Here is a 25,979-nt window from a genome sequence, read left to right as displayed (position 1 = left end):
AAGCCCCGGCAGCTCCCGCTTTGGGAGCCACCGGGGCTTTCGGGCGAAGTACGGTCGTCAGACTACTTCTTCAGCAGCTTCAGCAGGGCTTCAGCAGCCGGTTCCGAGGAAGCCGGGTTCTGGCCCGTGATGAGGTTGTCGACCTGGGTTACGTAGGGGGCCCAGTCGGCACCTTTCGAGTAGTCGCCGCCGTTTTCCTTCAGCATGTCTTCCACCAGGAAAGGCACCACGTTCGTCAGCTGCACGGCTTCTTCCTCGGTATTGGTGAAACCAGCTACCGATTTGCCTTTCACCAGTGGCTCACCATTGGCGGCTTTCACGTGGCGCAGTACGCCTGGGGCATGGCACACGGCCGCCACGGGCTTGCCAGCGGCATACATGGTTTCAATTAGCTCAATCGACTTCTTGTCTTCGGCCAGATCCCACAAAGGGCCGTGGCCGCCGGGGTAGAATACGGCGTCGAAATCAGTGCCTGAAACCGAATCCAGCTTCACGGTATGAGCCAGGGCCTGCTGGGCGGCCTCATCGGCTTTGAAGCGGGTGGTGGCGTCGGTCTGGGCGCTGGGGTCGTCGCTTTTCGGGTCGAGGGGCGGCTGGCCACCTTTGGGTGAGGCCAGGGTTAGCTCGGCACCGGCATCCTTGAACACGTAGTAAGGCGCGGCAAATTCTTCCAGCCAGAAACCGGTTTTGTGGCCGGTATTGCCCAGTTGGTCGTGCGAGGTGAGCACCATCAGAATTTTCATCGGAAGGAAATTTTAGAGAGAAAAAAGAGGAAAAATGAAGCTGGTCGCTAGGCCAGCAACCGGTAAAGCGTCACGTTGCGCTCGGTGAGGAGCGGGACAATCTGGGCCGCCACCAGCTCTTTGTAGTGCGCCGAGGCCACGTGGGCGTCCAGCGCGGCCTGGTTGGCATACTGCTCGTAGAACAGGAAGTGCGCCGGGTCCTTGGGGTCCTGGTGGGCCACGTACAGCAGGTTGCCCGGCTCGTGGGCGCGCACGGCGGTGGCGGCCTCGCGCATCAGGCGGCAAATGGTGTCCACGTGCTCGGGCCGGGTGCGCCATTCGGCGGCCACGCAGATGATTTCAGCGGTAGTTGACATGGGACAGAAAGTTAGGTTTCGCGCCGAAGCGCCGAAAAACGCTAGGCCACTTTCACGATGGCCTTGCCAGTGTTGTCGCCCTTGAACAGGCCCAGGAAAGCGGCCGGAATCTGCTCGAAACCCTCGGTAATGGTTTCCTCAAACTGCAGCTTGCCCTGGCCGTACCATTCGGTGAGCTGCTTCACGCCCGCGGGCCACTGAGGCAGGTAGTCGCTCACGATGAATCCCTGGAGCCGAGTGCTTGTTTTGAGCAACTTGCCCTCGGGGCGTGGCCCCACGGGCGCTTCGGTGTTGTTGTAGGTGGAAATCTGGCCGCAGAGGGCAATGCGGGCGTGCTTGTTGAGCAGATCGTACACGGCATCGGTGATGACGCCGCCCACGTTATCGAAGTAGCAATCCACGCCGTTGGGCGCGGCGGCAGCCAGGGCCTGGGCCACGTCGGCGGTTTTGTAGTTGATGGCCTCATCGAAGCCCAGCTGCTTGAGGTAGGCCACTTTCTCGTCGGAGCCGGCCGTGCCAATCACGCGGGCGCCTTTGATTTTGGCTAGCTGGCCCACTACCATGCCTACCGCGCCGGCCGCTCCTGATACCACCACCGTTTCGCCCGGCTTGGGCTGGCAGATGTCGAGCAGCCCGAAGTAAGCCGTGAGGCCGGGCATCCCCAGCAACCCCAGGAAGTAGCTGATGGGGGCCTGGTCGGCGGGTACGTGGTTGAGGCTGGCGGCCGGGGCCACGCTGTATTCCTGCCAGGGCAGGTTGCCCACCACAATGCTACCCACAGGTAGGCTTTCGGCCTGACTTTCCACCACCTCGGCCACTACGCCGCCGGCAATGGGCTGGCCCACCTCAAACGGCGCCACGTATGATTTGGCGGCACTCATGCGGCCCCGCATGTAGGGGTCGACGCTGACGTAGCGGGTTTTTAGCAGTACTTCGCCGGCTTTGGGCGCGGGCACTTCGCGGATTTCAAACTGAAACTGGGCCGCTGTCGGCTCGCCTTGGGGCCGACTAGCCAGCAGAATGGTGTTGGTTTTCATAGGGAGCAGGAAAAGGAAGGAAATAGGGTGGAACCGCCTGACGCACTGACGTACGGAGGGCTCATAAGCTCAACGGTAGAAAAGATAGAGGGTTGAATACGGACTGCCCACCAAGTGGCGGCCGGTCCGTATTCAACCCTCTGGAAAGTACCGTCGCGGCTTAGGCGTTGTCGGTGGTAGTCGTGAGGTTTACTTCAATATTGCCTTTGGTAGCGCGCGAGTAAGGACAAATGCCGTGGGCTGCTTCTACCAGTTGCTCAGCCTGGGCCTGCTCGAAGCCGGGCAGGTTTACGTGCAGGTCGGCCGAAATGCCGTAGCCACCATCTTCGGCTTTGCCGAAACCGATGAGGGCTTCCACCGTCACATCGTTCAGCTTCACGCCGGCCTGGCGGGCGGCTACGCCCAGCGCGCCCTCGAAGCAGGCAGCGTAACCAGCCGCAAACAGCTGCTCGGGGTTGGTAGCACCGGTTTTGCCGGGGCCGCCCATTTCCTTCGGCGTGCTCAGGTTGAGGTTCAGCACATCGTTGCTGGTAGTGATGGCGCCGTCGCGGCCACCTTTGGCTTTGGCCTGAGCCGTGAAGATTTTCTCGATTTTCATGCGAAGTGAGAAGGGGAAGTGAAAGAAAAGAAGAAAAGGGAAGGGCAAAACGGCCGCGCTATTGCAGCCGGGTAAGTAGTTGGGTGAGCTGGTCGCGCAGGGCTTCAAACTCGGCTTGGGGCATGCCCAGCCTAGCAAACAGCTGCTCGGGGATGTGGCAGGCCTGTCGGCGCAATGCCGTACCGGCCGGTTGCAACCCGATGATGACCGACCGCTCGTCGCGCGGGTCGCGGCGGCGGCTTACCCACTGCTTCTGCTCCATGCGCTTGAGCAAGGGCGTGAGCGTACCGGAATCCAGCAGCAGGTTGTCGCCCAGCTCCTTTACCGTCAGCTCCTGGTGCTCCCACAGCAGCAGCAGCACCAGGTACTGCGGGTACGTCAAGTCCAACTCCTGCAGCAGCGGCAGATACGCCTTTGTGAGCATCCGGGAAGCAGCGTACAACGGGAAGCACAATTGGTTTTCCAGCTTCTGTAGCGGGTTCTGGTCAGCGGGAGAAAGAGGCGTTGCAGTCATCGTTGGCAAATAAACGCTTTATGGTTGTGTAATGTTTGATTGTATACAATTAAATTTGCTATCCTCGCTATATGAATAGCGTAACATGCAGAATGATTGATTGTTATATTAATAAACAAAGGTCCGCTGGGCACTGCCCAGCGGACCTTTTGGCAAGTTGCAGTGCCACTTAAGCCTGTTGGTAGCCCTGCATACCTCCGAGAAGGTTGCGCACATGGTCGAACCCGTGCTGGACCAGGAAGGCTTTGGCCGAGGCCGAACGGCCACCGCTTTTGCAATGCACCACAATTTCCTGGTGCTTGAGATCTTCCAACTCATCAAGCTTGCCGGGCAGCTCGCCCAGCGGAATGTTGCGGCTGCCGCTGATATGGCTTTCTTCGTTCTCCCAGGTTTCGCGCACATCAATAATAACGGGGGCCGTGCCATTATGCTGGCGCTCTTTCAGCTCGGGGGAGGTGATGTCGTTCATGTTTACAACAAAGTGAAGGGTAGTGAAAAGACCAGCTACGGCCGTGTGTGCAAGATTAACGAGAAAACCGGTAAGCTAACCTTAGGGTTGGGCAATGGATAGCCGCTTCGTGACCGTCTGGCCATCGGGCAGACTTAGCCGCACGAAATACAGCCCAGCCGGCAGCGGCACCTGCAGTATCGGTTGGCCCGCCTGATTGGCCGGCTGCTCCCATACCACGCGGCCAACTGCATCCAGGACCAAGGCCCGGACGTAGCGGCCTACTACCTGTACCTGCCCATCGGTAGTCGGATTGGGATAGAGCTGATAGGCCGCTGCCACGCCAGCCGGAGCGGCCGTGCCGGTTACCACGCCGGTCGTCACCGGCCGGAGCATCAAGGAGCCGGCGGGAGTGTAGCCGCCAGGGGTAGCCGTAGAGGCTACACTCCATGCGCCAAATTCGTTACGGAAAAACGTGTTGGCAGGCGGAGCGTTATTCAAGTCCACTTGAAACTGCACGAATTGAAGTGTCGGTGGATGGCCATAACCGGCATAAAACCGACCGCTCACCGGCACTGGATTATCGAAGGGAATTTCGATAAACACTTGCCCGGCTGGTAGAGAGGTAGGAATGGTAAAGCTTTTGCTGGCTTTGGGTGTGGCGGCGGGCTGGCCACTGCCGTTATCCTCCCAGATGTTAACCGTAATAGTCCGCCCTCCCGCCGTGAGGAGCAATGGCGCTAGCCGGATAGCCCGAATCTGGTCGGGGCGGTTCAGGTCGAAGCGTAGCGCGTGGTAGCTGGCTGGCCCAGTAGAGGCCGGAGCTAGGCTGAGGGTGGCTTCGGCGGTGCCATCGTCGTAGGCGTAGTAGTCGGTCAGGTCCGTAACGCGGCTAATGGTGTCGTTGGGCAGCGTGAGCGGGTTGGTTTCGTTGCTGATGAGTACCACCCGCTGCCGTAGCTGCTTGGCCGCCGCAGTGGCAGGCAGCGTAGCCAGACGCGGATTGCCCGTAATGGGCTGCTGGCGCAGCCCGGCATCAAGAGAACGGCCACCGGTAAGAAAGCGGCGGCTGGTATTGTCCGGCAGCGTCTCCAGATAGCCTTCCCAGCTGATAGGCGTGGGAGCAGGGCCGGCGTCAAGGTTGTTGATGCTGGTGGCGGTCCGGTCGTTGAGTTCCTGCGTGGGGTTGAGATTGAACTGCGTCACGGGCATGGCCGCAAAGCGCTTCAAGGCACTGGGCAGCGGCTTGCTGATGGCAATATCCCGGTAGGCCGAGTCGGTGGCGGTGCGGTTGCGGTCTAGGCGTACGTAGTCCACGCTCCAGGCGTCGCGGGCATTGTATAGGTAGCCGCTCACCCGGAAGCGGAATTGAAAATCATCGTGCAGGAAGGCCGCCTGATTCACGGCCAGGGCCTTAAACCGGAAATTGGTGGTGTCGGCGGGGCTGCGCAGCTGCCAGACCTGCTGCCACTGATCAGCTGCGTCCTTAAAATCGACATACAGCGCAATGGGCCGCGTACCGCTGGGCGAGGGTGGCCCTACCAGCGTGCCGGCCTGCCAGAAAAAGCTCAGAAACACGTTGCTGCCCGTTGTCAGGCCACTCAGATTCAGGGGCTGGGACGTGAGCGTGTCCGCGTCGCCCACCATCGAAACGGTGCCCCGAGGCCGGCCCCGGCCATCCAGCCCGTCCAGGGTGGCCACGCCCCGGCTGATGGGTCGGCGCGGGAAGCGGTTGTTGATGAGGGCCCCGCCGGCCGGTTCCCAGCGGGCTACTGCCGGGGCGCCTTCCGGTTGGCTTGCAAAGTCATCCAAAAAAGGCAACGCCAGGGCAGCAGGGCGTTGCGTTGTCGTCGGGGCAGGGGTAAGGTGAACAGGCTCAGCCCCCAGCGGCTGCACTACCTGGGCCTGGCCCGATAACGTGACCAGGCCGAACAGCCCGGCAGTACCAAGCAAAAAGCGTAACAAATCAGTCATTGAAGCAAAGAAAAGGAATAGAGGCGGAGTAGTACCAGTTTCGTATCTGCTCACGGTCAGAAACGAAAAAAGGTTCGTTGTATCCCAACGAACCTTTCTTCTCCAGTGGTATGCTGCTGCCTCTGCAGCTATCAGATGGTCATTTCAAGGCATAAGAAATGACCGGTACTAACTTCTTTAAAAGGGTCTTTAATCTACCGCCTTTACCGGCTCACTGCCGGCCACCCACAGATCCACCAGTTGGCCCATCCGGATGGTGGTGCCGGGGCCGGGTACGGGGCGCTGCTTTACCACGGTGCCTTCCGTCTGGCCGTCCTCGGGCTCCTGATAGAAGATTTCGCCCACCTGCAGGCCTTGGCCCACGAGCAGGATTTTGGCCTCATCGGCGGGCATGTTCACGAGGTTGGGCACCGGAAATTCCTGGTTGCCCAGGCCGTCGCCCACTTCCAGGTCTACGCGGGTGCCTTTGGTGATGGCCGCGCCGGCCGCTATTTCCTTGCCGTTTACCAGCTGCTTCAGCACCGCATCCTTCTGAATGTTAGGCACGAATTTCAACTGGCCTACCACCAGATCATAGCTTTTGAGGATCATTTGGGCGTTTTTCACCGAGCCGTCGGTGAGCTTGGGCATCTTGATAACGGGTGGATTCTTCATTGAAACCGACACGTAAATCTTGCGGCCTTCCTTCACCTTCTCGCCGGCCTTGGGCTCCTGCGTAAGCACCGTGCCGGGCTTGATGCTGGCGTCGTAGGTGCTGTCGTCCACGAAATAGGCCAAGTCCCGCTCGTCGAGGTAGTTCTCCAAGTCGGCCTGGTTCATACCGGTGACCTTCGGTACCACAATGGTTTCGCCATGGTTGGTGGTGATGGGCAGGTACACGTAAAAGAACCCGAACACCAAGGCCGCCGTGGCTACCACAATGATGAGCACGTGCTTGAGCAGGTCGGCCGGCGTATCGGAACGGAAAAAGGACATTCGGTGGAAGTCGTTGGGAAAATGAGAGAAAAGGAATTACTTGGAAGCAGTGAAAAGCAACGGATAAACTATCCCCGTATCATGCCCACCAAGTAAAATTTGTGCGGCTGGCTTGAGGCCAATACCCGCGAAATGGTTTTGCTGGTTCAGTTCTGCTAGTACATCGTGCACCACAGCCAACCCACTGAACAAATAGGCGTCGGCCAATGGCTGGAACCCAGGCACTTCCTCCATATCCTGTTCATCATCCACCAATTCATCTATTGTTCCAGGGTCCAATAGAACTTCGAGCGGTTTTAGAAAGCTGAGTGACATGCCTGGCACGGCTTCAAAACCCTTTCGAAAGTCATGCTTATAGCCCATATCGAAGCCCTCTATATGTGGCGCAGCGTCCTGCCAATCGACTATGCCATAGGCGTCAGCCTGCTCCGCGTACTCATAAATGCTGTTAAATTCGAACAGCAAAGCATCCAACGGTTGCAACGCTTCCTCCGGTTTAGCGAGAATCTGCCACTGGGCCAAGTTGCGAAGTATTTCGCCGTGCAACTGTTGACGGTACGCCGCAAAATCAAACGCCTGCAACGTGGCAAAACAGGCCCGAATACGCGGGTGCATGGTTGTTACTGCCTGAAATGAAGTTAAGGCAGTATCACGTTGCTGCTGCAAGTAATGCGCTATTTGCTGATTATCCATGGGTGGTAGGTATCTGCTTTTCCGTGCGCTGCTTGCCGAACTCCAGAATCCGGTCGATGAAATCGTAAGGCGTGTAGCCGGCCAGGGCCGTCTGGTGGAAGATGCAGGTGGCGGGCGTCATGCCGGGCAGGGAGTTCACCTCGATGATGATGACCTCCACGGCCCCGTTCTGGCGCACCCGTACAAAGGCATCGATGCGGGCGTAGCCCTGGATGTGCAGGATTTCAGCCACCCGGCGAAGCTCCTGTTTCACCTCCTCCGACACGCGTTGGCGCTCCATGAGGTCGGTGGCGTAGCGGGCCGGGGTGATGTTCTGACCTTCGCCGGCCAAGAACTTCTCTTCCAGACTCAGCACCTCGCCGGTGGCCAGCGCCTCGGAAGCCTCGAACACCTCTATTTTTAATTGGCCGTTTTCGTCCCAGTGCGTGAGCAGGCCGCCGGTTACTTCCAGGAAGTGGGCCGCGCCGTCGCGGTCAATCAGGGTTTCTACCAGGAAGGCTTCCTTCTGCGGGAATTCCTCCTTAAAGCCCAGGCTGAGCGTGGTGGCATCGGCGGGCATAAGGTCCTCCTGGCTGCGGAAGATGAGGCGGGTGAAGGCCTCCAACTCCGCCCGGTTCTTGATTTTCTTCACGGCCGAGGAGCAGCCGTCGTCGGCGGGCTTGGCAATGAATGGGTAGGGGAACTGGGTTTCGAGGCTGCGGTAGAAGCTCTCGGCATCGGCATCCCACTCCAGGCGGGCGGCCATGCGGTGCTCGGCCACGCGTAGGCCGGCTTCGCGCAGGCGCTTGTTGGTTTCGAACTTGTTGATGGTGATGCTGGAGCTTTCCACGCCCGAGCCGTTGTAGGGCAGGCCAAATCTCTCCAACTCCCGTTGCAGCGCGCCGTCCTCGCCGGGGCGGCCGTGCAGGGCAATAAACACCTCGTCCACCATGCCTGCCAGCTCCTCAAAGCTCACCCGGCGCGGCTGGGCCGTGGGCTGACCGGCAAAGGTGCTGGTGATGCCCTGGGCCTCGCGGCGGATGCGCTCCAGAATGGGGTGCAGCGCGTGGCCGGCCTCCATGTACTCCACCTTCTCGCGGATGTCGTCGGCGTTGTCCTTGAGCATCACGTTGATGGGCAGCACGTAGAGGCGGAACTCCTGACTGCTGCCGGTCAGGAACACGGGCACCGGCTCGTACTTGACAGAGGAGCTGAGCTTTTCATAGATATTCCGGCCGCTTTCCACCGAAATGTGCCGCTCCGATGAGTAGCCGCCCATAATAACGGCCACTTTGGTGCGCGTGCGCTCCTCCGACGCCCGGGCTGCCACGGCCGCATCCAGTTGCGCCAGCAGGCCCGCCAGCTTTACCGGCCGCAGCCCGCCGCGTCGCCGCGCCGCCAAAGAGGTGCGAATCAGGAACGTCAGGAACTGCGAGGGGTTCAGCCCGATTTCGGCCGCCTGGTGGAAGAAGAACGACGCCGGCAGCATACCCGAAGTAGTATTCGGGTCGTTGAGGAACAGCTTGCCATCGGGGCCAATAAAGCCGTCCAAGCGAGCGTATACCTGAAAACCGAAGGTGCGGAACATCTCCTCGCAGGCTTCCCGGATGCGCTGGATGTCGGCCTCGGGCAGGTCGATGGGGGTGATTTTGCGGGAGAGGCCGGGCAGGTATTTCGAGCGGTAGTCGAACATTTCCTCGCCCTTCACAATCTCTGTGGGCGGCAGGGCCAGCGGCTGACCGGCGGCATCCTCCACCACAATGCAGGAAAACTCGCGGCCCTGCACGAAGCTCTCCACCAGCACCTGAGTTTCGCCCTCCATGCTGGTCAGGCGCACGGCTTCGGTCGTGGCAAGGTGCGTATCCAGGGCACGCAGCAGTTCCTCGGGTTGGTAGATGAGGTGCTGGCTGTTAGCTGTTGGCTGTTGGCTGTTAGCGTCATTCAAAGAAGCGCCAACGGCTAACAGCTCTGAGCTATCAGCTAAAACAACCGGCAGCCCAATCCCATCCCGAATATCCACCAGCTGCTGGAGCCACACGGTTTTCTGCTGCTCCGATAGTGCCTGCCACTCCGTTTGCGTCACTGTTTTGCGGAACAGGCTACGTTCCACGGCGGTAGCAAACTTCGCTACGTCGGCTTCGCGCAAAATACTAATGCCGATGCTGCTGCCTTGACGCGGGGCTTTGAATACCAGTGGCAGACCCAGCTCACGTACCAGATACTCCAGAGTGGCCTGCGGATCGGCCGCGTCCCATTCCTCGGCCGTGATGAGGCGGAAATCTGGCGTGGGCCGGTCCAATGCTTTCAGCAGTTTCTTCTGGGCAATCTTGTCGATACCGAAGGCCGAGGGCAGGATGCCGGAGCCCGAGTACGGAATGCCGTACCACTCCAGCAGGCCCTGAACGGCCCCGTCCTCGCCGGCGGGCCCGTGCAGGGCCAGGAAGGCGAAATCGAGGAGGTCGGCCAGCTCCCGGGGCTCCACGCGGCGGCCCACTTCCAAAATGATGCGGTCCTGCTCTTCCAGGCTCAGCTCGCCCAGGCTCTCGAAGTACATCTGAACCGGCAGCTCCGTGTGCGGCAGCGCCGATACGGGCGGGTAAAAGTCGCGGATGGTACCTTTGTAGATGTACTCCCAGTTCAGCAGGATGAAATTGCCCCGGCTGTCCACAAACACGGGCACGGCCTCAAATAGGGACTTATCCAGATTATCGTACACGGTGCGGCCGCCCGCGAAGCTGATTTCCCGTTCGCGCGACGGGCCACCGAAGAAGATGCCAATTTTCATATCGGAGGCAAAGGTAGTATTTCAAGAGGTGAGGACGGAATAAGGCGCCTGATGAAAACAAGCACGTCATTCCGAGCGGAGCGAGGAATCTCGCGTGCTACCCGCCTGCTCATCCATTCATTGCTTCATCCTCTCATTCCCCCATTACCTATCTTCGCCTCAGCCAAACCCATTTCTTCTTTCCATGAAAACCCTCGATCAGTACAACTTCGCCGGCAAGCGCGCCGTGGTGCGCGTAGATTTCAACGTGCCGCTCGACAAAAGCTTCGCCATTACCGACGATACCCGCATCCGGGCTGCCACGCCTACTATCAAAAAAATTCTGAAGGATGGTGGTTCCGTGGTGCTGCTCTCGCATCTGGGCCGGCCCAAAGGCGGTCCCGAGGACAAGTTTTCCCTCAAGCATCTGGTGGCCCGTCTAGGCCAAGAGTACGGGCAGGAAGTGCAGTTTGCCGCCGATGCGCTACAGGCAGAAGTTCAGGCTAACGCCCTGCAGCCCGGCCAGATTCTGCTGGTCGAAAACGTGCGTTTCTACGCCGAAGAAGAGAAAGGCAACCCCGAATTTGCTGCCAAGCTGGCCAAGCTCGGCGACGTGTACGTGAACGACGCCTTCGGGGCGGCCCACCGCAAGCACGCCTCCACCGCCGTTATTGCCGAGTCGTTTGCCCCCGAGGACCGCGTGGGCGGCTACCTGCTGCAGGGTGAGCTGGACAACGCCAAAAAGGTGCTGGAAGAAGCTGAGCGCCCCTTCACCGCCATCATGGGCGGGGCCAAGATTTCCGATAAAATCCTCATCATCGAGAAGCTGCTCGACCGGGTGGACAACCTGCTCATCGGCGGCGGCATGGCCTACACGTTTGCCAAAGCCCAGGGCGGCAGCATTGGGAGCTCCTTGCTGGAGGCCGATAAGATGGACCTGGCCCTGGAACTCATCGAGAAGGCCAAAGCTAAAGGCGTAAACCTGCTGCTGCCCACCGACAGCCTCATTGCCGATAAATTCGCCAACGATGCCGAAACCAAGGTGGCCGCCAACGACCAGATTCCCGACGGCTGGCTCGGCCTCGACCTCGGCCCCGACTCCATCAAGGCGTTCAGCGAGGTAGTGCGCAACTCCAAAACCATCCTCTGGAACGGCCCGATGGGCGTGTTCGAACTGCCCACCTTCGCCAAAGGCACCACTGCCGTAGCCCAGGCCATTGCCGACGCCACCCGCGAGTCGGGTGCCTTCAGCCTCATCGGCGGCGGCGACTCGGCCGCGGCCGTCAACCAGCTCGGCTTCGCCGACCAAGTGAGCTACATCAGCACCGGCGGTGGCGCGCTGCTGGAGTACATGGAAGGCAAAGAACTGCCCGGCGTAACGGCGCTAGGGTAGAGATTCAGAAGTAAGAACAAAGAAATGAGAGCTGAGCTTTTCGTTCAATGGCGCGTTGCCAGAACGAAAAGTTCAGCTCTCATTTCTTTGTTCTCACTTCTAACCCTAATTCACATAAGGCGTTTCCAGATCCTGGCCCATGAGCTTGATGGAGTCTAGGGAGAGGCGGCCAGTGAGGCGGGTGCTGAGGGTACGTAGCTCCTGCTCGGAGAGGACATTGAGGTGATGGAGCCAGTTGAGGCGGTGCAGCTGCAGTTCGATGGGGCCAAGCGGGTTTACCTGAGCGTACTCGTCACGCAGGTAGGCGTGGGCGCGCAGGCGCAGGGCTTCCATGAAGGTTTCGAGGGCGTCGCGGCGGCCACGACGGTTGGGCAGCGTAACGCGGATGCGGTTGGTGCTGATGGTGACCGTGCGTCCCCAGTAGCGGCGGGTCAGCAGTACGCCCGCCAGTCCCGCCAGAAACCCGATACAGGCCACCCACAGCTCGGTCGAAAGTCCCGGCTCACTTTTCAGTAGGCGGCTCAAGCCCTGCACGACTATCCAAACGGCTACCCAGGTACCGGCCGGGGGCAGGTGCAGCGGGGCAGGCTCGTGGTATTCCAGCTCCACGGGCAGCAGCTCTTCGTAGGGAATTTCGGTTTCCAGCCAGGCCACGCCCCGACGGTTGCGCTGACTCACGTACAGGCCGTGCTGGCGCATGAGCAGCAGCGTGGAGCCCCGGGAAAAGTGCGTATAAGCGAATTGAGCAGTAGTCATTCAATGGTGCCGGAGTCGAAAAAAAAAACGATTAACCGGCTGAAATCTTCAGCGAAGTACGATAGGAGAAGGGGAGAAGCAGAGTACAAAAATACCCAGTAGCAGCCAGCCCAGCACTTGGCGCCCCCTAGAAAGTGGCCGCTCATCGGGCGCGGGCGGGTGGAAAATGCCCATAACGCGGGCCAGCAGCAGGCCAAATAGCAGCCAGCCCGGGTTGCCATCGAGGCCGGGCACGCCCGAGGCCAGGGCCACCTGCCCCAGCCACACGGCTGCCGCCAGCAGCACCGCGCGCCGGGCAGTGGGCACAGCCCGTCGGAATACCGTCCAGAGGTAGAGTGCGTACGGCGCGCCCCAGTACAGCCAAGTATCAAGGTCAGAAAGCAGTGAAAACAGCCCCAGTCCGGCATAGAAGATAAACCCCACGAACAGCACCACCGATACCCGCGCCGCCCGGCGCGGCCCCAGTAGTCCGTACACAATATGGCCGCCATCGAGCTGCCCGATGGGTAGCAGGTTCAGGGCCGTGAAGAACAGCGCCAGCAACCCCGCCGTCAGCACCGGGTAGTGCAGCAGCTCGTTCGGGTGCGGCAGCCGGGTGGGGTCGGCCAGCAGAGCCGCCATGCCCTGAAAAAGTAACGGCTGAGCCAGGGTAAAATCTGGAATGGATGTAAATGGGGCTATATCTTCCTGCGGTGGCAGGTGCAAAAAACCGTAAGCCAGCACCCCCACCGCCACCACAAAGCCGGCCAGCGGCCCGGCTAAACCCACATCAAAAAACTCACGACGGGAGAAAATCCGGTCCTTGATGCGGATGACGGCCCCGAAGGTGCCGATACCCAAGGGTAGCGGAATGAAGTAGGGTAGCGTGGCCCGAATCTGGTGGTAACGGGCCGTGAAGTAGTGCCCGAACTCGTGTACCGTCAGCACCCCTAGAAACGGCAGCGAATACGCCAAGCCGGGTTGCAGGGCGGCCCAACTGTTGGCCAGCGGCTGCAGCAGCAACTGTACCGGCAGAAAATCGAGGCCGCCGGTGCGCAGTTGCACCCCGGCCAGCGTAGTGGTCAGGAGTGTAACCAGAAACAGCAGCAGATGTAGCGTGTAACGCGCCCAGCGGGGCCAGGGCGGCCGCTCATACCGACGAAAAGCCGCCTCGGCTTCCCGTAGCCCGGCCGTGGTATCGTGAATGGAGGCCTGTACATCAGGCAGGGGCAACAGCGGGGCATTATCGGTTGGGGAAGGCACGGAGGGCAGCGGGCAGAGCGTCTTGCAGCGTGAGAGGCGGCGTCAGGAAAAGCGTATGCAGCCCCAGCCGGCGGGCCGTTTCAATGTGCTGGGGACTATCTTCAATAAACAACGTTTCCTCGGCCTTCCAGTTCATCTCCCGCAGGGCATGCCGGAAAATTTCCTCTCCCGGCTTACGTAACCCTACCTGCTGGGAGTAAAATACGCGGTCCAAGCAGTCGGCAATGCCGTGCTCCAACCCATACTGCACCTGTAGCCGCCGGTTTATTTCCTCAATGTGAATCTGGTTGGTATTTGATAGTAGGGCCGTCTGGTAGCCTTGAGCGCGCAGGTCGGCCAGCAGGGCCAGTCGTTCGGCGGGCACATCCAGCAGCATGGCGTTCCAGGCCGCGTCCAACTCCTCATCGGTAGCCATGAGCTGGTAGTGCTGCCGCAAACCGGCGCGGAAGGCTTCCGCGCTGAGCCGGCCGGTTTCCATTTGATCGAATAGTTCTGCCTGAGCGGCTTGGGTAAATTCAATGGTACCGCCGTGTCGACGCATGGCCGCCAGCGTCAGGCTATAATCAATATTGATAATGACCCCGCCGAAATCGAAAAGCAGGTTAGGTAGTTTCTGAGGCATAAGGCTGAGTAGCTGGGGTACTGGACAGGCAGGCTGCTTTTCCTGATCAGGGTAATTGCAAAATCCACCGTAAAAGTCGAAGTTTGTGCTGCCGAAACCAACTGCTTTAGCAGCTGGCCACGCATCGGGCCTATAGCTCAATCGGTTAGAGCAGCTGACTCATAATCAGCAGGTCACTGGTTCGATTCCAGTTGGGCCCACATTTAAGCTGCATAAACTATTGATTTTCAGTAGTTTATGCAGCTTAAATTTTTTCACGGGACAGCTAGCGGGACATCTCCTTGTGCCATCTACACGAATAGTACTGTATCTAAATATGGTTAACGAACAGCAAATTGAATATGGCTTCATTGGCGACCTTACACGCCTGAAGTACACCCCCCGCCCCGACATCCGCGACCGGGCTGCGCTGGAAGCCAACTTCCGCCAGAAATTCGAGGCCCTGAACCGCGTGACGCTCTCCGACGCCGAGTTCAGCCGCCTGCGCGATGAAATCGTGAACCCCGACGTGTTCCAAGCGTCGAAAACCCTGCGGCAGCAAAACACCTTCACCCGCGAAGACGGCACGCCGCTGCACTACACGCTGGTCAACCTCAAGGACTGGTGCAAGAACGACTTTGAGGTGGTGAACCAGCTACGCATCAACACCGCCAATAGCCACCACCGCTACGATGTGCTGCTGCTGCTCAACGGCCTGCCGCTGGTTCAGATTGAGCTGAAGACCCTGCAAGTGTCGCCCCGCGTGGCCATGCAGCAGATTGTGAACTACAAGGCCGACCCCGGCAACGGCTACACCAACACCCTCCTGTGCTTCGTGCAGCTGTTCATCGTCTCGAACCGCAGCAGCACCTACTACTTCGCCAACAACCGCCCCGAGCACTTCAGCTTCTCGGCCGACGAGCAGTTTCTGCCCGTGTACCAGTACGCGGCCGAAGACAACCGCAAAATCACCCAGCTCGGCGAGTTTGCCGAGAAATTTCTGGCCAAGTGCACGCTGGCCGAGATGATTAGCCGCTACATGGTGCTGGTGGAAAGCGAGCAGAAGCTGCTGGTGATGCGCCCCTACCAGATTTACGCCGTGAAGGCCATTGTCGACTGCATCCACCAGAACCGGGGCAACGGCTACATCTGGCACACCACCGGCAGCGGCAAAACGCTCACCTCCTTCAAGGCCTCGACCCTGCTCAAGGACAACCCCGACATTGAGAAGTGCCTCTTCGTGGTCGACCGCAAAGACCTCGACCGCCAGACCCGCGAGGAGTTCAACCGGTTTCAGGAAGGCTGCGTGGAGGAAAACACCAACACCGGCGCCCTGGTGCGCCGCCTGCTCTCCCAGGACTACGCCGACAAGGTCATCGTGACTACCATCCAGAAGCTTGGCCTCGCCCTCGACCCCAGCCACCCCAAGGACTACAAAACCCAACTGCAACCCCTGCGCGACAAGCGCGTGGTGCTCATCTTCGACGAGTGCCACCGCTCGCAGTTCGGCGAAAACCACAAGGCCATCAAGGAGTTTTTTCCGAAGGCCCAGCTATTCGGCTTCACCGGCACGCCCATTTTTGAGGCTAATGCCATCTACACGCAGGTAGACGGGCAGGAAGCGTCGTACCAGACCACGGAGGACATTTTCCAGAAGCGCCTGCACCCCTACACCATCACGCACGCCATCGAGGACAAGAACGTGCTGCGCTTCCACGTCGACTACTTCAAGCCCGACGGCGCGGCCAGCCCCAAGCCCGGCACCGCCTCGGCCCGGCAGGCCGTGGTCGAGTCCATTCTGGCCAAGCACGACGGGGCCACTCTCCAGCGCCGCTTCAACGCCGTGCTGGCCACCCAGAGCATCAACGACGCCATTGCCTACTACGAGCTGTTCAAGCAGGAGCAGGCTAAACGGGCCGCTGACCCCGATTTCCGCCCCCTGAACGTGGCCTGCGTGTTTTCGCCGCCCGCCGAGGGCAACGCCGACGTGCGCCAGATTCAGGAAGACCTGCCCAACGAAAAGCAGGACAACCAGGAAGACCCCGACACCAAGAAGGCCGCCCTCAAAACCATCATCGCCGACTACAACCGACAGTACGGCACCAACCACAGCATCGCCGAGTTCGACCAGTACTACCAGGACGTGCAGCAGCGCATCAAGGCCCAGAAGTGGCCGGTGGCCGACTACCCCCGCGCCCAGCGCATCGACATCACCATCGTGGTCGACATGCTGCTCACCGGCTTCGACTCGAAGTACCTCAACACCCTGTACGTCGACAAGAACCTCAAGCACCACGGCCTCATCCAGGCGTTTTCGCGCACCAACCGCGTGCTCAACGACACCAAGCCCTACGGCAACGTGCTCGACTTCCGCCAGCAGCAGCCCGCCGTGGATGCCGCCATTGCCCTGTTCTCGGGCCTCGAAAACAAGCAGGACCCCAAGGAAATCTGGCTCGTGGACCCCGCCCCCGTGGTGCTGGCGCGCTACGAAACCGCCGTGCAGCAGCTCGAAACCTTCCTGCAAGGCCAGCACCTGCCCGCCCGGCCCGAGGAAGTAGCCAACCTGAAGGGCGACGCCGCCCGCGGCCAGTTCATCGAGAAGTTCAAGGAGGTGCAGCGCCTTCGCACCCAGCTCGACCAGTACACCGACCTGGGCGAGCCCGAAAAAGCCCAGCTCGAAACCCTGCTGCCCACCGACGACCTGCGCGCCTTCCGCAGCCAGTACCTCGAAACCGCCAAGCGCCTGCGCGACCAGCAGGGCCGCCACCCCGGCCCCGACGGCCCCGACGCCGGCGGGGAGCAGCTCCAGCTCGACTTTGAGTTCGTGCTTTTCGCCTCGGCCGTCATCGACTACGACTACATCCTGGGCCTGATGGCCGCCAGCACCGCGCCGGGGCCGAAAAAGCAGAAGATGACCCGCGAGCAAATCATCGGCCTGCTGGGCTCCAGCGCCAACCTCATGGACGAGGCCGACGACCTGACCGCCTACTTCGCCGGCCTGCCCACCGACCGCGGCTTCACCGAAGCCGAAATCCGCGCGGGCTTCGACGCCTACAAAGCCGCCCAAACCGCCGCCGCCCAGGCAGCCATCGCCACCGCGCACGGCGTAGCCCCGGAAGCCCTCACGGCCTTCGTGGCCGGCATCCTGCGCCGCATGATTTTCGACAGCGAAGCCCTGGGCGACCTGCTGGCCCCGCTGGGCCTGGGCTGGAAAACCCGCGCCGCCAAAGAAAAGGAGCTCATGGCCGAGCTGATTCCCCTATTGAAGAAAATGGCCCAAGGCCGCGAAATATCCGGACTGAAAACCTATGAGTAACGAAACGAAAAAGACGGCGCTGCCGAAGCTGCGGTTTCCGGAGTTCCGCGAGATGAATAGTTGGAAAGAAAGTAAACTTGGTGAAGTCTCTGAGATAGTCCGAGGTGGCTCGCCTCGTCCGATAGAAGACTTTATTACAACTGACCCCGACGGGTTAAACTGGTTGAAAATTGGCGACGTCGCGCCAGAAGCTAAATACATTTTCAAAACGCAGCAGAAGGTAATCCGGGAAGCCTTATCCAAAACCCGAGAAGTTAGCCCTGGTGATTTGATTCTGTCTAACTCTATGAGTTTCGGCAGACCATACATCATGAAAACAAAATCATGTATTCATGACGGATGGATAGCAATAAGACACATCGCAGATGATGTCCTGACGGATTATTTGTACTATGCTATTTCTTCAGAAGCGAGCCAAACCTACTTTATTGCTAATGCCGCCGGTGCCGCAGTATTAAACTTGAACGCGGAAAGAATCAAAGTTCTGCCGCTAGCTATTCCTTCAATTGAGGAACAGCAAAAAATCGCTGATACCCTTTCTTCTCTAGACGACCTCATCACCGCGCAAAATACCAAGCTGATTGCTCTCCAAGCTCACAAGCGGGGTTTGATGCAGGGGCTCTTTCCTGCCGAAGGAGAAACAGTTCCGAAACTGCGTTTTTCGGAGTTTCAGGATGGGGAGGAGTGGAAGGATGTTAGCTTTTATGATTTGCTCGATGATGTTCTTGATTTTAGGGGAAGGACACCTCCAAAGCTTGGAATGAGTTGGGGCGGTGGCAACATTATCAGTCTTTCTGCAAACAATGTAAAAAATGGGTTCATTGATTTTGATGCAGAATGCAACTTGGGCAGTGAGGAGTTATATGACAAATGGATGGGGAAAGTAAATCTCGAAAAGGGAGATATTGTCTTCACGATGGAAGCCCCGTTAGGCAAAGCTCTTTTAGTTCCTGACTCTCAGAAATACATTCTAAGTCAGCGCGTAGTCGCGTTCAAAACAAAATCCTTAGTAAATAACCAATTTCTTATTCAACTAATTTGGAGCAAACAGTTTCAAGACGAACTTGAAAAGCTTTCGACTGGCTCTACAGCGAAAGGAATTAACCAAAAAACGTTGAGGACTATTATAGTTAAACTTCCTGTCAAACTTGAGGAGCAGACAAAAATTGCCGACTGTCTCACCTCACTCGACAACCGCATCACTGCGCAAACGCAAAAAATGGAAGCTCTCAAACTCCATAAAAAAGGGATAATGCAGGGCCTATTCTCTTCTCTTAAGAACCCAGAGGCATGACTCTATCTGAACTAGTTACTCACCTCCGTACGACAATAGATTTCGATAACCCCACGTCCAAAAAGTGCGTTCTACTTTATGCTTACAACGGTACAGGCAAAACGCGCTTATCAGTTGCATTCAAAGATGCGGGCAAGACTAATAACACAGTTGATGCCGAAGGCGAGGATGATGCCGACGTACAGGGAGATACTCTTTACTTCAATGCGTTTACGGAAGACCTATTTTCCTGGAACAATGATTTGGAAAATGATACCGAACGTCGATTGCTTCTAAATACTCAGTCACGTTTTTTTGACGGGCTACGTGAACTAGAGATGGATAACCGAATCCGCCCTCTATTGCAGCGCTATGCTGACTTTGACTTTACAATTAATTACGATGGCGGCTTTGTTAACTTCTACCGCGACATCCGGGTGGAGGAGTCAACGGAGAGGGTTGAATTTATAAAAGTCAGCAGAGGCGAGGAGAACATATTCATATGGTGCTTTTTCTTAGCAGTTGCACAGCTTGCAATCGATGCTGAACCCAATACTGAAACTGAAACACCAATTCCTTATAGTTGGGTAAGGTATCTATACGTTGACGACCCGATTTCTTCACTTGATGATAATAATGCTATTGCCGTTGCCAGCCACTTGGCCCAAATGCTCAAAAGGCCAGGCAATAGATTAAAAACTGTTATATCCTCGCATCACTCGCTTTTTTTCAATGTGATGTGTAATGAATTGGGTAACGCAAAAAAATATTTTTTGAGCAAGAATACGGCTGATGAATCTTATACTATACAAGATACTACTGATACGCCTTTTTTTCACCATGTTTCGCTAATTAAGGATTTGTACCAAGCAGCTAACGGCGCAGATGGCAAACTCTATACCTACCATTTTAATATCTTACGCGGCATCTTGGAAAAGACAGCTAGCTTCCACGGATTTAGTAATTTTTCGGCCTGCATAAAGCAAGCAGCCGATGACCCGGAAGGTACTGTGCATGCAAGGATAATTAATATCCTGAGCCATGGAAACTATTCGCTTTTCGAGCCCCGAGAGATGCTGCCAGAGAATAAAGGATATTTCCGACAAATTCTGTTTGATTTCATGACTAACTACCGCTTTAATCCGGCACTGTTTCCGGAGGTAACCCCCACCACTGCCGAACCCATCGCATGAGTACCCAACAACAGAGCAAACAACTAGGCAAAACCCTCTGGGCAATTGCCGACCAGCTGCGGGGCAACATGGACGCCGACGACTTCCGCGACTACATGCTGTCGTTCCTCTTCCTGCGCTACCTCTCCGACAACTACGAAACCGCCGCCCGCAAGGAGCTGGGCATCGACTACCCCACCCTGCCCCCCGGCGACCAGCGCGCCCCGCTGGCCGTGTGGTACGCCGCCAACGCGGCCGACGTGCCCGAGTTTGAGCAGCTCATGCGCCGCCGCGTGCACTACGTCATCGAGCCCCGGCACCTGTGGAGCCACATCGCCGAGTTGGCCCGCACCCAGCACGACGAGCTGCTGAAGACCCTCGGCGAAGGCTTCAAGTTCATCGAAAACGAGTCCTTCGACAGCACCTTCCAGGGCCTCTTTTCCGAAATCAACCTCAACTCCGAGAAGCTCGGGCGCACCTACCCCGAGCGCAACGCCAAGCTCTGCACCATCATCCAGAAAATCTCGGAAGGCATCCGCGACTTCTCCACCGATGCCGATACCCTGGGCGACGCCTACGAGTACCTCATCGGCCAGTTTGCGGCCGGCGGCGGCAAGAAGGCCGGCGAGTTCTACACCCCGCAGCCCATCTCCACCATCCTGTCCGACATCGTGGTGCTCGACGGCCAGAACCCCGCTGCCGGCAAGCGCGCCAAGCTGGAGCGCGTGCTCGACATCACCTGCGGCTCGGGCTCGCTGCTGCTGAACGTGCGCAAGCATATGGGCCCGCACGGCATCGGCAAGATTTACGGCCAGGAAAAGAACATCACCACCTACAACCTGGCGCGCATGAACATGCTGCTCCACGGCGTGAAGGACACCGAGTTCGACATCCACCACGGCGACTCCCTCAAAAATGACTGGGACCTGCTCAACGAGCCCAACCCGGCCAAAAAGATGGAGTTCGACGCCATCGTGGCCAACCCGCCCTTCTCCTACCGCTGGGAGCCCACCGAGGCCCTGGGCGAAGACTTCCGCTTCAAGAGCCACGGCCTAGCCCCCAAGTCGGCCGCCGACTTTGCCTTCCTGCTGCACGCCTTCCACTTCCTCAGCCCCGAGGGCACCATGGCCATCATCCTGCCCCACGGCGTGCTGTTCCGGGGCGGGGCCGAGGAGCGCATCCGCACCAAGCTGCTCAAGGACGGCCACATTGACACCGTCATCGGCCTGCCCGCCAACCTGTTTTTCAGCACCGGCATCCCCGTCTGCATCCTCGTGCTCAAGAAGTGCAAGAAGCCCGACGATGTGCTGTTCATCAACGCCAGCGACTACTTCGAAAAGGGCAAGCGCCAGAACTTCCTGCGCCAGTCCGACATCGACAAAATCGTGGGCACCTACCGGGAGCGGAGCGAGGAAGACCGCTACGCCCGCCGCGTGCCCATGGCCGAGATTGAGCAGAACGGCTACAACCTCAACATTTCGCGCTACGTGAGCACCGCCACTTCCGCCGAGGAAATCGACCTGCTGGCCGTGCACAAGCAGCTACAGGAAATAGAGCAGAAAGCTGCTGAGGCCACTGCGCGACATAACGCTTTCCTGGCGGAGCTGGGGCTGCCGTTAATTTAGGGGGGACGCAAAGCAAAAGCCCGTTTCCTGTCTATATCGTACGTGATATAGATAGGAAACGGGCTTTTGCTTTGCACTTGAAAAGTGCTACGACGCGACCAAATCGGGTGCGGCCAACTCTGCCAGCTTGGCTGCAATGTCTTTCATTGACTCCTCTGCGGTATCCAAGCCACTTCGCGAGCCGAGCAGTAGGCTAACACCACGCAGGGCATCATACGTTGTGTTGTGTACGATGGGGATGAGTCTATCCTGCGCCAAGAGTGCCGAAAGTTCTTTGTCGGCGATTCCCATTTTTGGTATGCCAGCTAGGAATGCAGGGGTCACTAGTACGATTCCAACTCGGGACTTTACTAATCCCTTGTCGATTTCACGGAGTAGCGTTGAACCGAGAAGCACATCTTTCTCACTGAACCAAACTGAGGCACCGTGCGACACCAACTGGTCATACAACTCTTTAGCAGCCTCTTTGCGGTCGGCCCATGCGTGGCAAAGAAAATAGTCTCGGGTATCCGGTACGGGCAAGTGCTGCTCGACTAATTGCTTCTCCATGGCAAGCTGTTTCTCGACGTTTTCGCGAACCGGTGTAAGCATTCGTACCTCGGCAGGCGTGTACAGAATCGCTGAACTCCCTGCCGAACCCGAGCTGTCTCTCACCCCCGTACTTCCCCGCGACCAGCGTGGCTTAATTGATCTGCTGCCTCCAGTACTTCTAGTCCCTGAATTATAACTCGACGAGAAAGATGTAGTAGGGTATGATTGGGAGGATGGTGTAGAATAGTAAGAGGGCGAACTGTAGCTAGAGCGGCCGCCACAGGCTGGACATGCCTCTCTTCCGCTCGATGTGCGATGTCCGTATCTTGGTGCTGTACATCTTGACATGTGCTTTGCTTTATTAAATGCTGTCTGAAATAATTCATGTTAAATTACAAGTAAAACTGACTATGTTTTAGTTTAAAGTGCCATTTTTTTTAGTGAACTTCTGCTAAATGCGTTAACAAATTGTAGGCTACACTTCGAATAACCTGCCTTAGAGTACGCTGTTGCTCATGAGGGTGCTGTTGGTAGAGGTGACACAGAACGGTCACCTCCGCTAAGGAAATTGACCTGCAAGGCGTACACCAACAGCTGGTCGAAATCAAGCAAAGCCACCGCCCACCACAACCAATTCCTGGCCGAGCGGGGCCCACCGCTGATTTAAGCAAACTCGCAATCAGAATAGACGCAAAACGCCTACCGTTGGCTACGGTAGGCGTTTTGCGCTTCCAGGCAGATGGTACAAAGTGAGCAGCCAATTATGAGCCTAGACTCCGGCCAACTGGTCTTTAAGCCGGTTAATAGATTTTATATTCTGTACCTATTCGGCCCTGTTCGGCCGTGGCAAAACGGTTCTTCTGAATGGTGGCAACGCCTTCATGGCACCGGATGATAATATCCACCTCATGGCCCCAGCTACCATCTCCCCGATACTCTTTCCCGTCTTTATGAGCGTGGCTGATGAAGATGTGGCTGATATGTTGGCTGAACGCTGGAAGCTGGCAGTCGTTAGCGGTGGATTTCACATGAAAAGGGTGAATTCCCAGCATTGTGATAGAGTCATACACAATGGTCCGGTATTCAGGAGCGCCACCGGTTGCCTGACCGGTGGCTCCGGTATGCTGACCGGTGGGAAAAAGTGCGTTTCCAGACAATTGACCGGACGTTTGACCGGTGGCACCGGTAAGCAAAATCTGCCGCCATTCCAGCTTAGAATTAGGTAACCGGTTGGCGAATAAAAACCGGTCGGGGCGGGTGATGGTACGAGCCTGTTTTTGCCGGAGTGTAGCGCTATTCAGTCCTTCCTCCCCGGAAATGTAGAGCACCTTACGGAAGGCTGCCATTTCATTGGCCATTATCATGCTCATGGTTGATTTGCCACTGCCTGGCAAGCCCCAAATCAGCATCTGAAACGGGTGCATAAGCTCGCCCAGGAAGTGCCGAAGAGTAGTGGGGAGCGCCGGTCGGTACTGTCCCGGCTGCCGGCCAGCGCGTATTTCACCCGTGAGGGTAGCAGTAAGCAGTGGTGTTTGCCCTACCAAGCCAGCAATATTGCTCAGTTTGGGTTCTGCTGAAGCCGATAGAAGCTGGTTTCCGGCCATTTTGCCGGCAAAGTCAATCAGGCGCTTAGCAGCATAATCACCAATGGAAGAGGAGGCTGATTTCCGCTTTTCTCCGGATTTTTCTGTTCTGTTCAACCGGTTGTCCGACAAACCAGAGTGCCCAGTATTACCGTGTGCTTTGTAGTATTTACGGCAGGCATCCGTACAAAACCGGCGGTTGATGTTGCCAATGATTGTGGTGCCGCAAGATTGACAGTTTTTAGTGTGAGCCATTACAGTGTAGGTGAAGTGGGAGCAACTTCGCAATAGGGCATAGGAGGGCTTTACTTTACTTTTCCTCTCTATATGAAGGAGGGGTAAAGCAAAGCGCCGAAGTAGCTGCCGGAAGGAAAAAGAGAAGGGTGCTTTACTGTGGGGCGGCCTATATACACCCACTACAGTAAAGTAAAGTGCCGATTTAAGGCAGGGAAAGTTCCATCTGCGGGTCGGGCTGGGGCTGCAAGGCAGCGGCAATGGAGTAGTAGGTGGCTGATCCGTCTTTGCGGGCCGTCACGAACCCAAACTCCACCATATCCTCAATGCGCTTGTAGGCAATACTCTCGCCTTTCTTGGTAGTGGTTCTTACTAAGTCAACTAGTGCCTTAGAGCGCACCTCTGCGGTGCCATACGGGAAACACTGCTTGGCTAATAGCCGGGCCTCCGCTTCTCGGTTGGCAGCTCTGTCTACTTGCAACCGAGCCGGAATATCGGAGGGCTCCATGGAGATGAAACGCTTGGAAATATCACACCACATGAAGGGTACTGGGTCGAAATTGGCTCCGTAGCGCAATTTGCGGGCAACTAAATAGCGTACCCCATTCTCCATAGCCACCGCTATCAGGCCACCCGCTTTGCGTTCGGCTTCGCTGCCTAGGTGACCTCGTGGTTTGGCGCTGTTGGCATGGCTATCATGCAACACCGTCACAATGGTCGTTTTCAACCGGGAGGCCTGAGCCATAAACTCTCGAAGGATGCGAATGCCCTCTACCTCATCATTTGCACTGCCAACCAAGTCACCGATTCCATCAATAATGACTAGGTGGGGGCAGGCCTCTGCCTCCAGATAGCTTGTGATGATATCGTAAGCGCGTTCTTTGGGTTCTTCTCGTAAGGACAGCATGTGCAAATTGGTTGGGGCCCTGTCAAGCCCCAGAATGCTACAGAGCCGCTTGAGCATGCCAGCCACCGCATAATCACCCTGCTCGGTATCCACATAAATTACCGGCTTGGTACCAGCGTGAGGTACCTGGATGCTAAGCGTATCGATATCCGTATCATCCGGCGATAGCGCACTAGCTAACATATTAAGACAAACGGCACTTTTGCCTCCCTTTGCTGGGCCAGAAATTACCGCTAAGTCGCCCTTCATGGCAATAACAGAATCTCGAATGTAGATAGCAGGCTCAGGCTTGGCTACCTGTGAGTCAGAAGTAATGCGGTACTGTCGTAATTGCTCAGCTGAATACCGGATGCGAGGCCTGCCTGCCGCTAATTCCATGCTAGGGGCTGGCGGCAATTCGTTGACTGGTAAATTAAACTTGGCCATGAGTAGACGCAGTTACGGAGCCTTTATTTAATTGACGCTGGGCAAGGATTCGGTCAACACTTCTCTTCGACGAGTCGAGTAAGCGTCCGGCTGAACCCGTTGGTTGAGTAGATAGAATTCCCTGTTTGGCCATAATGTCCAAGCATTTGAAAAACCCTAGTTCAGCTCCTTGTAATGCCTCATTCGGCAGCAGTGTTTCGCTTTGTTCGATCAAGTCATCCAGATCGTCATGGATTTCAGCCAACTGTCTGGTTTCGCGTTGCACAAATGCAGGTACCAGTAGGCCTTTCTGAGCTTGCTTTTTCTCGTGCTGTATTCGGATATGTATAATAGTCCGAAGAGCTTGCTGCGCACCTTGTAAGGCAAAGAGAGACTGGCTTGTGAGCTGGTTCATTACTTCCGGCGCTGATACTTCTGATGAGCACGCCCAGCTTCCAGTACCAGACTTTTTTGGAAGTAGATGCGCCGGCCCAGCCGGATGAATGGAACCTTGTTGTCATTCATCCAAGAGGTCAGGGTAGTCTTAGAAATATCTAGTTCCTGACATATCTCTTCCTTCGTGTACAGGCGGTCGTCTACAGTGGCTTTGCCTGTGGCGGCATCCTGTGGGGCTTGTTGTAGTGCTTTACACACTGTTCGGAAAATTCTTTCTTCAAACTGTTCCCAAAGGATTTCTACTACATCATGTTTCATCTTGCTCTACGTGTGTTTAGGTGGTTTTTGTGATTGTTGAGCAAGGGTAAGGCAAGAACATGGAAGATAAAAGCGCGTGTCCACGGATGTCCGATTATGTCCGATTATGTCCGATTATGTCCGATTATAGTTGCGTTAAGGATAAA

General features: G+C 57.2%; 23 protein-coding genes and 1 tRNA gene. 6 read left to right on the top strand and 18 right to left on the bottom strand.

Going from position 1 to position 25,979, the window contains the following annotated elements:
* Positions 1-62: 62 nt before the first annotated feature.
* The 10 genes from HSW_RS15220 to HSW_RS15175 all read right to left on the bottom strand — a co-directional run bounded on the left by HSW_RS15220 (position 63) and on the right by HSW_RS15175 (position 10,102).
* Positions 63-743 carry a type 1 glutamine amidotransferase domain-containing protein gene (locus HSW_RS15220; RefSeq protein ID WP_044002618.1) on the bottom strand — a complete coding sequence of 227 codons (681 nt, stop codon included), beginning with the start codon at positions 741-743 and terminating at the stop codon, positions 63-65.
* A 47-nt stretch (positions 744-790) separates the two neighbouring features.
* A complete protein-coding gene (locus HSW_RS15215; protein ID WP_044002617.1) occupies positions 791-1,099 on the bottom strand; it encodes a putative quinol monooxygenase in 309 nt (102 codons plus the stop codon).
* Between the two features lie 41 nt (positions 1,100-1,140).
* A complete protein-coding gene (locus tag HSW_RS15210) occupies positions 1,141-2,136 on the bottom strand; it encodes an NADP-dependent oxidoreductase (protein WP_044002616.1) in 996 nt (331 codons plus the stop codon).
* Between the two features lie 160 nt (positions 2,137-2,296).
* The gene (locus HSW_RS15205; RefSeq protein WP_044002615.1) at positions 2,297-2,734 is read right to left on the bottom strand and encodes an organic hydroperoxide resistance protein; all 438 of its coding nucleotides are present in this window, start codon (positions 2,732-2,734) and stop codon (positions 2,297-2,299) included.
* Positions 2,735-2,792: 58 nt separating this feature from the next.
* Entirely contained in the window at positions 2,793-3,248 is a 456-nt protein-coding gene (locus HSW_RS15200) for a MarR family winged helix-turn-helix transcriptional regulator (RefSeq protein WP_052346496.1), read from the bottom strand.
* Between the two features lie 169 nt (positions 3,249-3,417).
* Complete coding sequence (locus HSW_RS15195) at positions 3,418-3,717, bottom strand: rhodanese-like domain-containing protein (protein WP_044002614.1); 300 nt, start codon at positions 3,715-3,717, stop codon at positions 3,418-3,420.
* Positions 3,718-3,798: 81 nt separating this feature from the next.
* Entirely contained in the window at positions 3,799-5,670 is a 1,872-nt protein-coding gene (locus HSW_RS15190) for a T9SS type A sorting domain-containing protein (protein WP_044002613.1), read from the bottom strand.
* A gap of 189 nt (positions 5,671-5,859) precedes the next feature.
* A complete protein-coding gene (locus HSW_RS15185; protein ID WP_044002612.1) occupies positions 5,860-6,645 on the bottom strand; it encodes a PASTA domain-containing protein in 786 nt (261 codons plus the stop codon).
* Positions 6,646-6,681: 36 nt separating this feature from the next.
* Complete coding sequence (locus tag HSW_RS15180; protein WP_155832999.1) at positions 6,682-7,338, bottom strand: hypothetical protein; 657 nt, start codon at positions 7,336-7,338, stop codon at positions 6,682-6,684.
* The gene (locus HSW_RS15175; protein WP_044002610.1) at positions 7,331-10,102 is read right to left on the bottom strand and encodes a D-alanine--D-alanine ligase family protein; all 2,772 of its coding nucleotides are present in this window, start codon (positions 10,100-10,102) and stop codon (positions 7,331-7,333) included. Before HSW_RS15175 ends, HSW_RS15180 begins: the two co-directional genes overlap by 8 nt.
* Before the next feature lie 184 nt (positions 10,103-10,286).
* Here HSW_RS15175 and HSW_RS15170 point away from each other — a divergent pair, with 184 nt between their 5' ends.
* Positions 10,287-11,474 (top strand): phosphoglycerate kinase, encoded by a 1,188-nt coding sequence (locus HSW_RS15170; protein ID WP_044002609.1) that lies wholly within the window; start codon positions 10,287-10,289, stop codon positions 11,472-11,474.
* A gap of 105 nt (positions 11,475-11,579) precedes the next feature.
* On the opposite strand, the gene HSW_RS15165 is transcribed toward HSW_RS15170, so the two are convergent.
* Genes HSW_RS15165 through HSW_RS15155 form a run of 3 tightly spaced genes read right to left on the bottom strand, consistent with a single transcriptional unit; the run spans position 11,580 to position 14,094 of the window.
* Positions 11,580-12,230: a hypothetical protein gene (locus HSW_RS15165; RefSeq protein ID WP_044002608.1), complete on the bottom strand. Its 651-nt coding sequence runs from the start codon at positions 12,228-12,230 to the stop codon at positions 11,580-11,582.
* A 48-nt stretch (positions 12,231-12,278) separates the two neighbouring features.
* Positions 12,279-13,472, bottom strand: a complete 1,194-nt coding sequence (locus tag HSW_RS15160; RefSeq protein ID WP_231501300.1) for a site-2 protease family protein — start codon at positions 13,470-13,472, stop codon at positions 12,279-12,281.
* Complete coding sequence (locus HSW_RS15155; protein ID WP_052346495.1) at positions 13,453-14,094, bottom strand: HAD family hydrolase; 642 nt, start codon at positions 14,092-14,094, stop codon at positions 13,453-13,455. The genes HSW_RS15160 and HSW_RS15155 overlap by 20 nt, the downstream gene beginning before the upstream one ends.
* 126 nt (positions 14,095-14,220) lie before the next feature.
* Between HSW_RS15155 and HSW_RS15150 the strand changes: the two genes are divergently transcribed.
* The 5 genes from HSW_RS15150 (at position 14,221) to HSW_RS15130 (ending at position 21,459) form a co-directional block, all read left to right on the top strand.
* A tRNA-Ile gene (locus HSW_RS15150) sits at positions 14,221-14,294 on the top strand.
* Between the two features lie 116 nt (positions 14,295-14,410).
* Positions 14,411-17,389: a type I restriction endonuclease subunit R gene (locus HSW_RS15145; protein WP_044002607.1), complete on the top strand. Its 2,979-nt coding sequence runs from the start codon at positions 14,411-14,413 to the stop codon at positions 17,387-17,389.
* A complete protein-coding gene (locus tag HSW_RS15140; RefSeq protein ID WP_044002606.1) occupies positions 17,382-18,683 on the top strand; it encodes a restriction endonuclease subunit S in 1,302 nt (433 codons plus the stop codon). Before HSW_RS15145 ends, HSW_RS15140 begins: the two co-directional genes overlap by 8 nt.
* The gene (locus HSW_RS15135; protein ID WP_044002605.1) at positions 18,680-19,855 is read left to right on the top strand and encodes an AAA family ATPase; all 1,176 of its coding nucleotides are present in this window, start codon (positions 18,680-18,682) and stop codon (positions 19,853-19,855) included. The genes HSW_RS15140 and HSW_RS15135 overlap by 4 nt, the downstream gene beginning before the upstream one ends.
* Positions 19,852-21,459, top strand: coding sequence for a type I restriction-modification system subunit M (locus tag HSW_RS15130; protein ID WP_044002604.1), 1,608 nt, complete (start codon positions 19,852-19,854; stop codon positions 21,457-21,459). The genes HSW_RS15135 and HSW_RS15130 overlap by 4 nt, the downstream gene beginning before the upstream one ends.
* 87 nt (positions 21,460-21,546) lie before the next feature.
* On the opposite strand, the gene HSW_RS24815 is transcribed toward HSW_RS15130, so the two are convergent.
* From HSW_RS24815 to HSW_RS23565, 5 genes are all read right to left on the bottom strand, one after another.
* Positions 21,547-22,050: a toll/interleukin-1 receptor domain-containing protein gene (locus HSW_RS24815; protein ID WP_231501299.1), complete on the bottom strand. Its 504-nt coding sequence runs from the start codon at positions 22,048-22,050 to the stop codon at positions 21,547-21,549.
* 740 nt (positions 22,051-22,790) lie between these two features.
* Positions 22,791-23,828 (bottom strand): hypothetical protein, encoded by a 1,038-nt coding sequence (locus tag HSW_RS15120; RefSeq protein ID WP_155832998.1) that lies wholly within the window; start codon positions 23,826-23,828, stop codon positions 22,791-22,793.
* Between the two features lie 184 nt (positions 23,829-24,012).
* Complete coding sequence (locus HSW_RS15115) at positions 24,013-25,140, bottom strand: AAA family ATPase (RefSeq protein ID WP_081768435.1); 1,128 nt, start codon at positions 25,138-25,140, stop codon at positions 24,013-24,015.
* Entirely contained in the window at positions 25,127-25,534 is a 408-nt protein-coding gene (locus tag HSW_RS15110; RefSeq protein ID WP_044002600.1) for a hypothetical protein, read from the bottom strand. Before HSW_RS15110 ends, HSW_RS15115 begins: the two co-directional genes overlap by 14 nt.
* Complete coding sequence (locus tag HSW_RS23565) at positions 25,534-25,833, bottom strand: helix-turn-helix domain-containing protein (protein ID WP_081768434.1); 300 nt, start codon at positions 25,831-25,833, stop codon at positions 25,534-25,536. Before HSW_RS23565 ends, HSW_RS15110 begins: the two co-directional genes overlap by 1 nt.
* Positions 25,834-25,979 lie beyond the last annotated feature (146 nt).

The organism is Hymenobacter swuensis DY53, from assembly GCF_000576555.1.
Taxonomy (GTDB): Bacteria; Bacteroidota; Bacteroidia; order Cytophagales; family Hymenobacteraceae; genus Hymenobacter; species Hymenobacter swuensis.
This window is presented reverse-complemented; position numbering and strand designations above follow the sequence as displayed.

Bases quoted from the DNA above. Each gene is read 5' to 3' on its own strand.
- HSW_RS15155 (WP_052346495.1), bottom strand. From the start codon at position 14,094: ATGCCTCAGAAACTACCTAACCTGCTTTTCGATTTCGGCGGGGTCATT.
- HSW_RS15130 (WP_044002604.1), top strand. From the start codon at position 19,852: ATGAGTACCCAACAACAGAGCAAACAACTAGGCAAAACCCTCTGGGCA.
- HSW_RS15170 (WP_044002609.1), top strand. From the start codon at position 10,287: ATGAAAACCCTCGATCAGTACAACTTCGCCGGCAAGCGCGCCGTGGTG.
- HSW_RS15140 (WP_044002606.1), top strand. From the start codon at position 17,382: ATGAGTAACGAAACGAAAAAGACGGCGCTGCCGAAGCTGCGGTTTCCG.
- HSW_RS15110 (WP_044002600.1), bottom strand. From the start codon at position 25,534: ATGAACCAGCTCACAAGCCAGTCTCTCTTTGCCTTACAAGGTGCGCAG.
- HSW_RS15135 (WP_044002605.1), top strand. From the start codon at position 18,680: ATGACTCTATCTGAACTAGTTACTCACCTCCGTACGACAATAGATTTC.
- HSW_RS15115 (WP_081768435.1), bottom strand. From the start codon at position 25,140: ATGGCCAAGTTTAATTTACCAGTCAACGAATTGCCGCCAGCCCCTAGC.
- HSW_RS15175 (WP_044002610.1), bottom strand. From the start codon at position 10,102: ATGAAAATTGGCATCTTCTTCGGTGGCCCGTCGCGCGAACGGGAAATC.
- HSW_RS15180 (WP_155832999.1), bottom strand. From the start codon at position 7,338: ATGGATAATCAGCAAATAGCGCATTACTTGCAGCAGCAACGTGATACT.
- HSW_RS15220 (WP_044002618.1), bottom strand. From the start codon at position 743: ATGAAAATTCTGATGGTGCTCACCTCGCACGACCAACTGGGCAATACC.
- HSW_RS23565 (WP_081768434.1), bottom strand. From the start codon at position 25,833: ATGAAACATGATGTAGTAGAAATCCTTTGGGAACAGTTTGAAGAAAGA.
- HSW_RS24815 (WP_231501299.1), bottom strand. From the start codon at position 22,050: ATGCTTACACCGGTTCGCGAAAACGTCGAGAAACAGCTTGCCATGGAG.
- HSW_RS15120 (WP_155832998.1), bottom strand. From the start codon at position 23,828: ATGGCTCACACTAAAAACTGTCAATCTTGCGGCACCACAATCATTGGC.
- HSW_RS15205 (WP_044002615.1), bottom strand. From the start codon at position 2,734: ATGAAAATCGAGAAAATCTTCACGGCTCAGGCCAAAGCCAAAGGTGGC.
- HSW_RS15185 (WP_044002612.1), bottom strand. From the start codon at position 6,645: ATGTCCTTTTTCCGTTCCGATACGCCGGCCGACCTGCTCAAGCACGTG.
- HSW_RS15145 (WP_044002607.1), top strand. From the start codon at position 14,411: ATGGTTAACGAACAGCAAATTGAATATGGCTTCATTGGCGACCTTACA.
- HSW_RS15215 (WP_044002617.1), bottom strand. From the start codon at position 1,099: ATGTCAACTACCGCTGAAATCATCTGCGTGGCCGCCGAATGGCGCACC.
- HSW_RS15165 (WP_044002608.1), bottom strand. From the start codon at position 12,230: ATGACTACTGCTCAATTCGCTTATACGCACTTTTCCCGGGGCTCCACG.
- HSW_RS15195 (WP_044002614.1), bottom strand. From the start codon at position 3,717: ATGAACGACATCACCTCCCCCGAGCTGAAAGAGCGCCAGCATAATGGC.
- HSW_RS15190 (WP_044002613.1), bottom strand. From the start codon at position 5,670: ATGACTGATTTGTTACGCTTTTTGCTTGGTACTGCCGGGCTGTTCGGC.
- HSW_RS15200 (WP_052346496.1), bottom strand. From the start codon at position 3,248: ATGACTGCAACGCCTCTTTCTCCCGCTGACCAGAACCCGCTACAGAAG.
- HSW_RS15210 (WP_044002616.1), bottom strand. From the start codon at position 2,136: ATGAAAACCAACACCATTCTGCTGGCTAGTCGGCCCCAAGGCGAGCCG.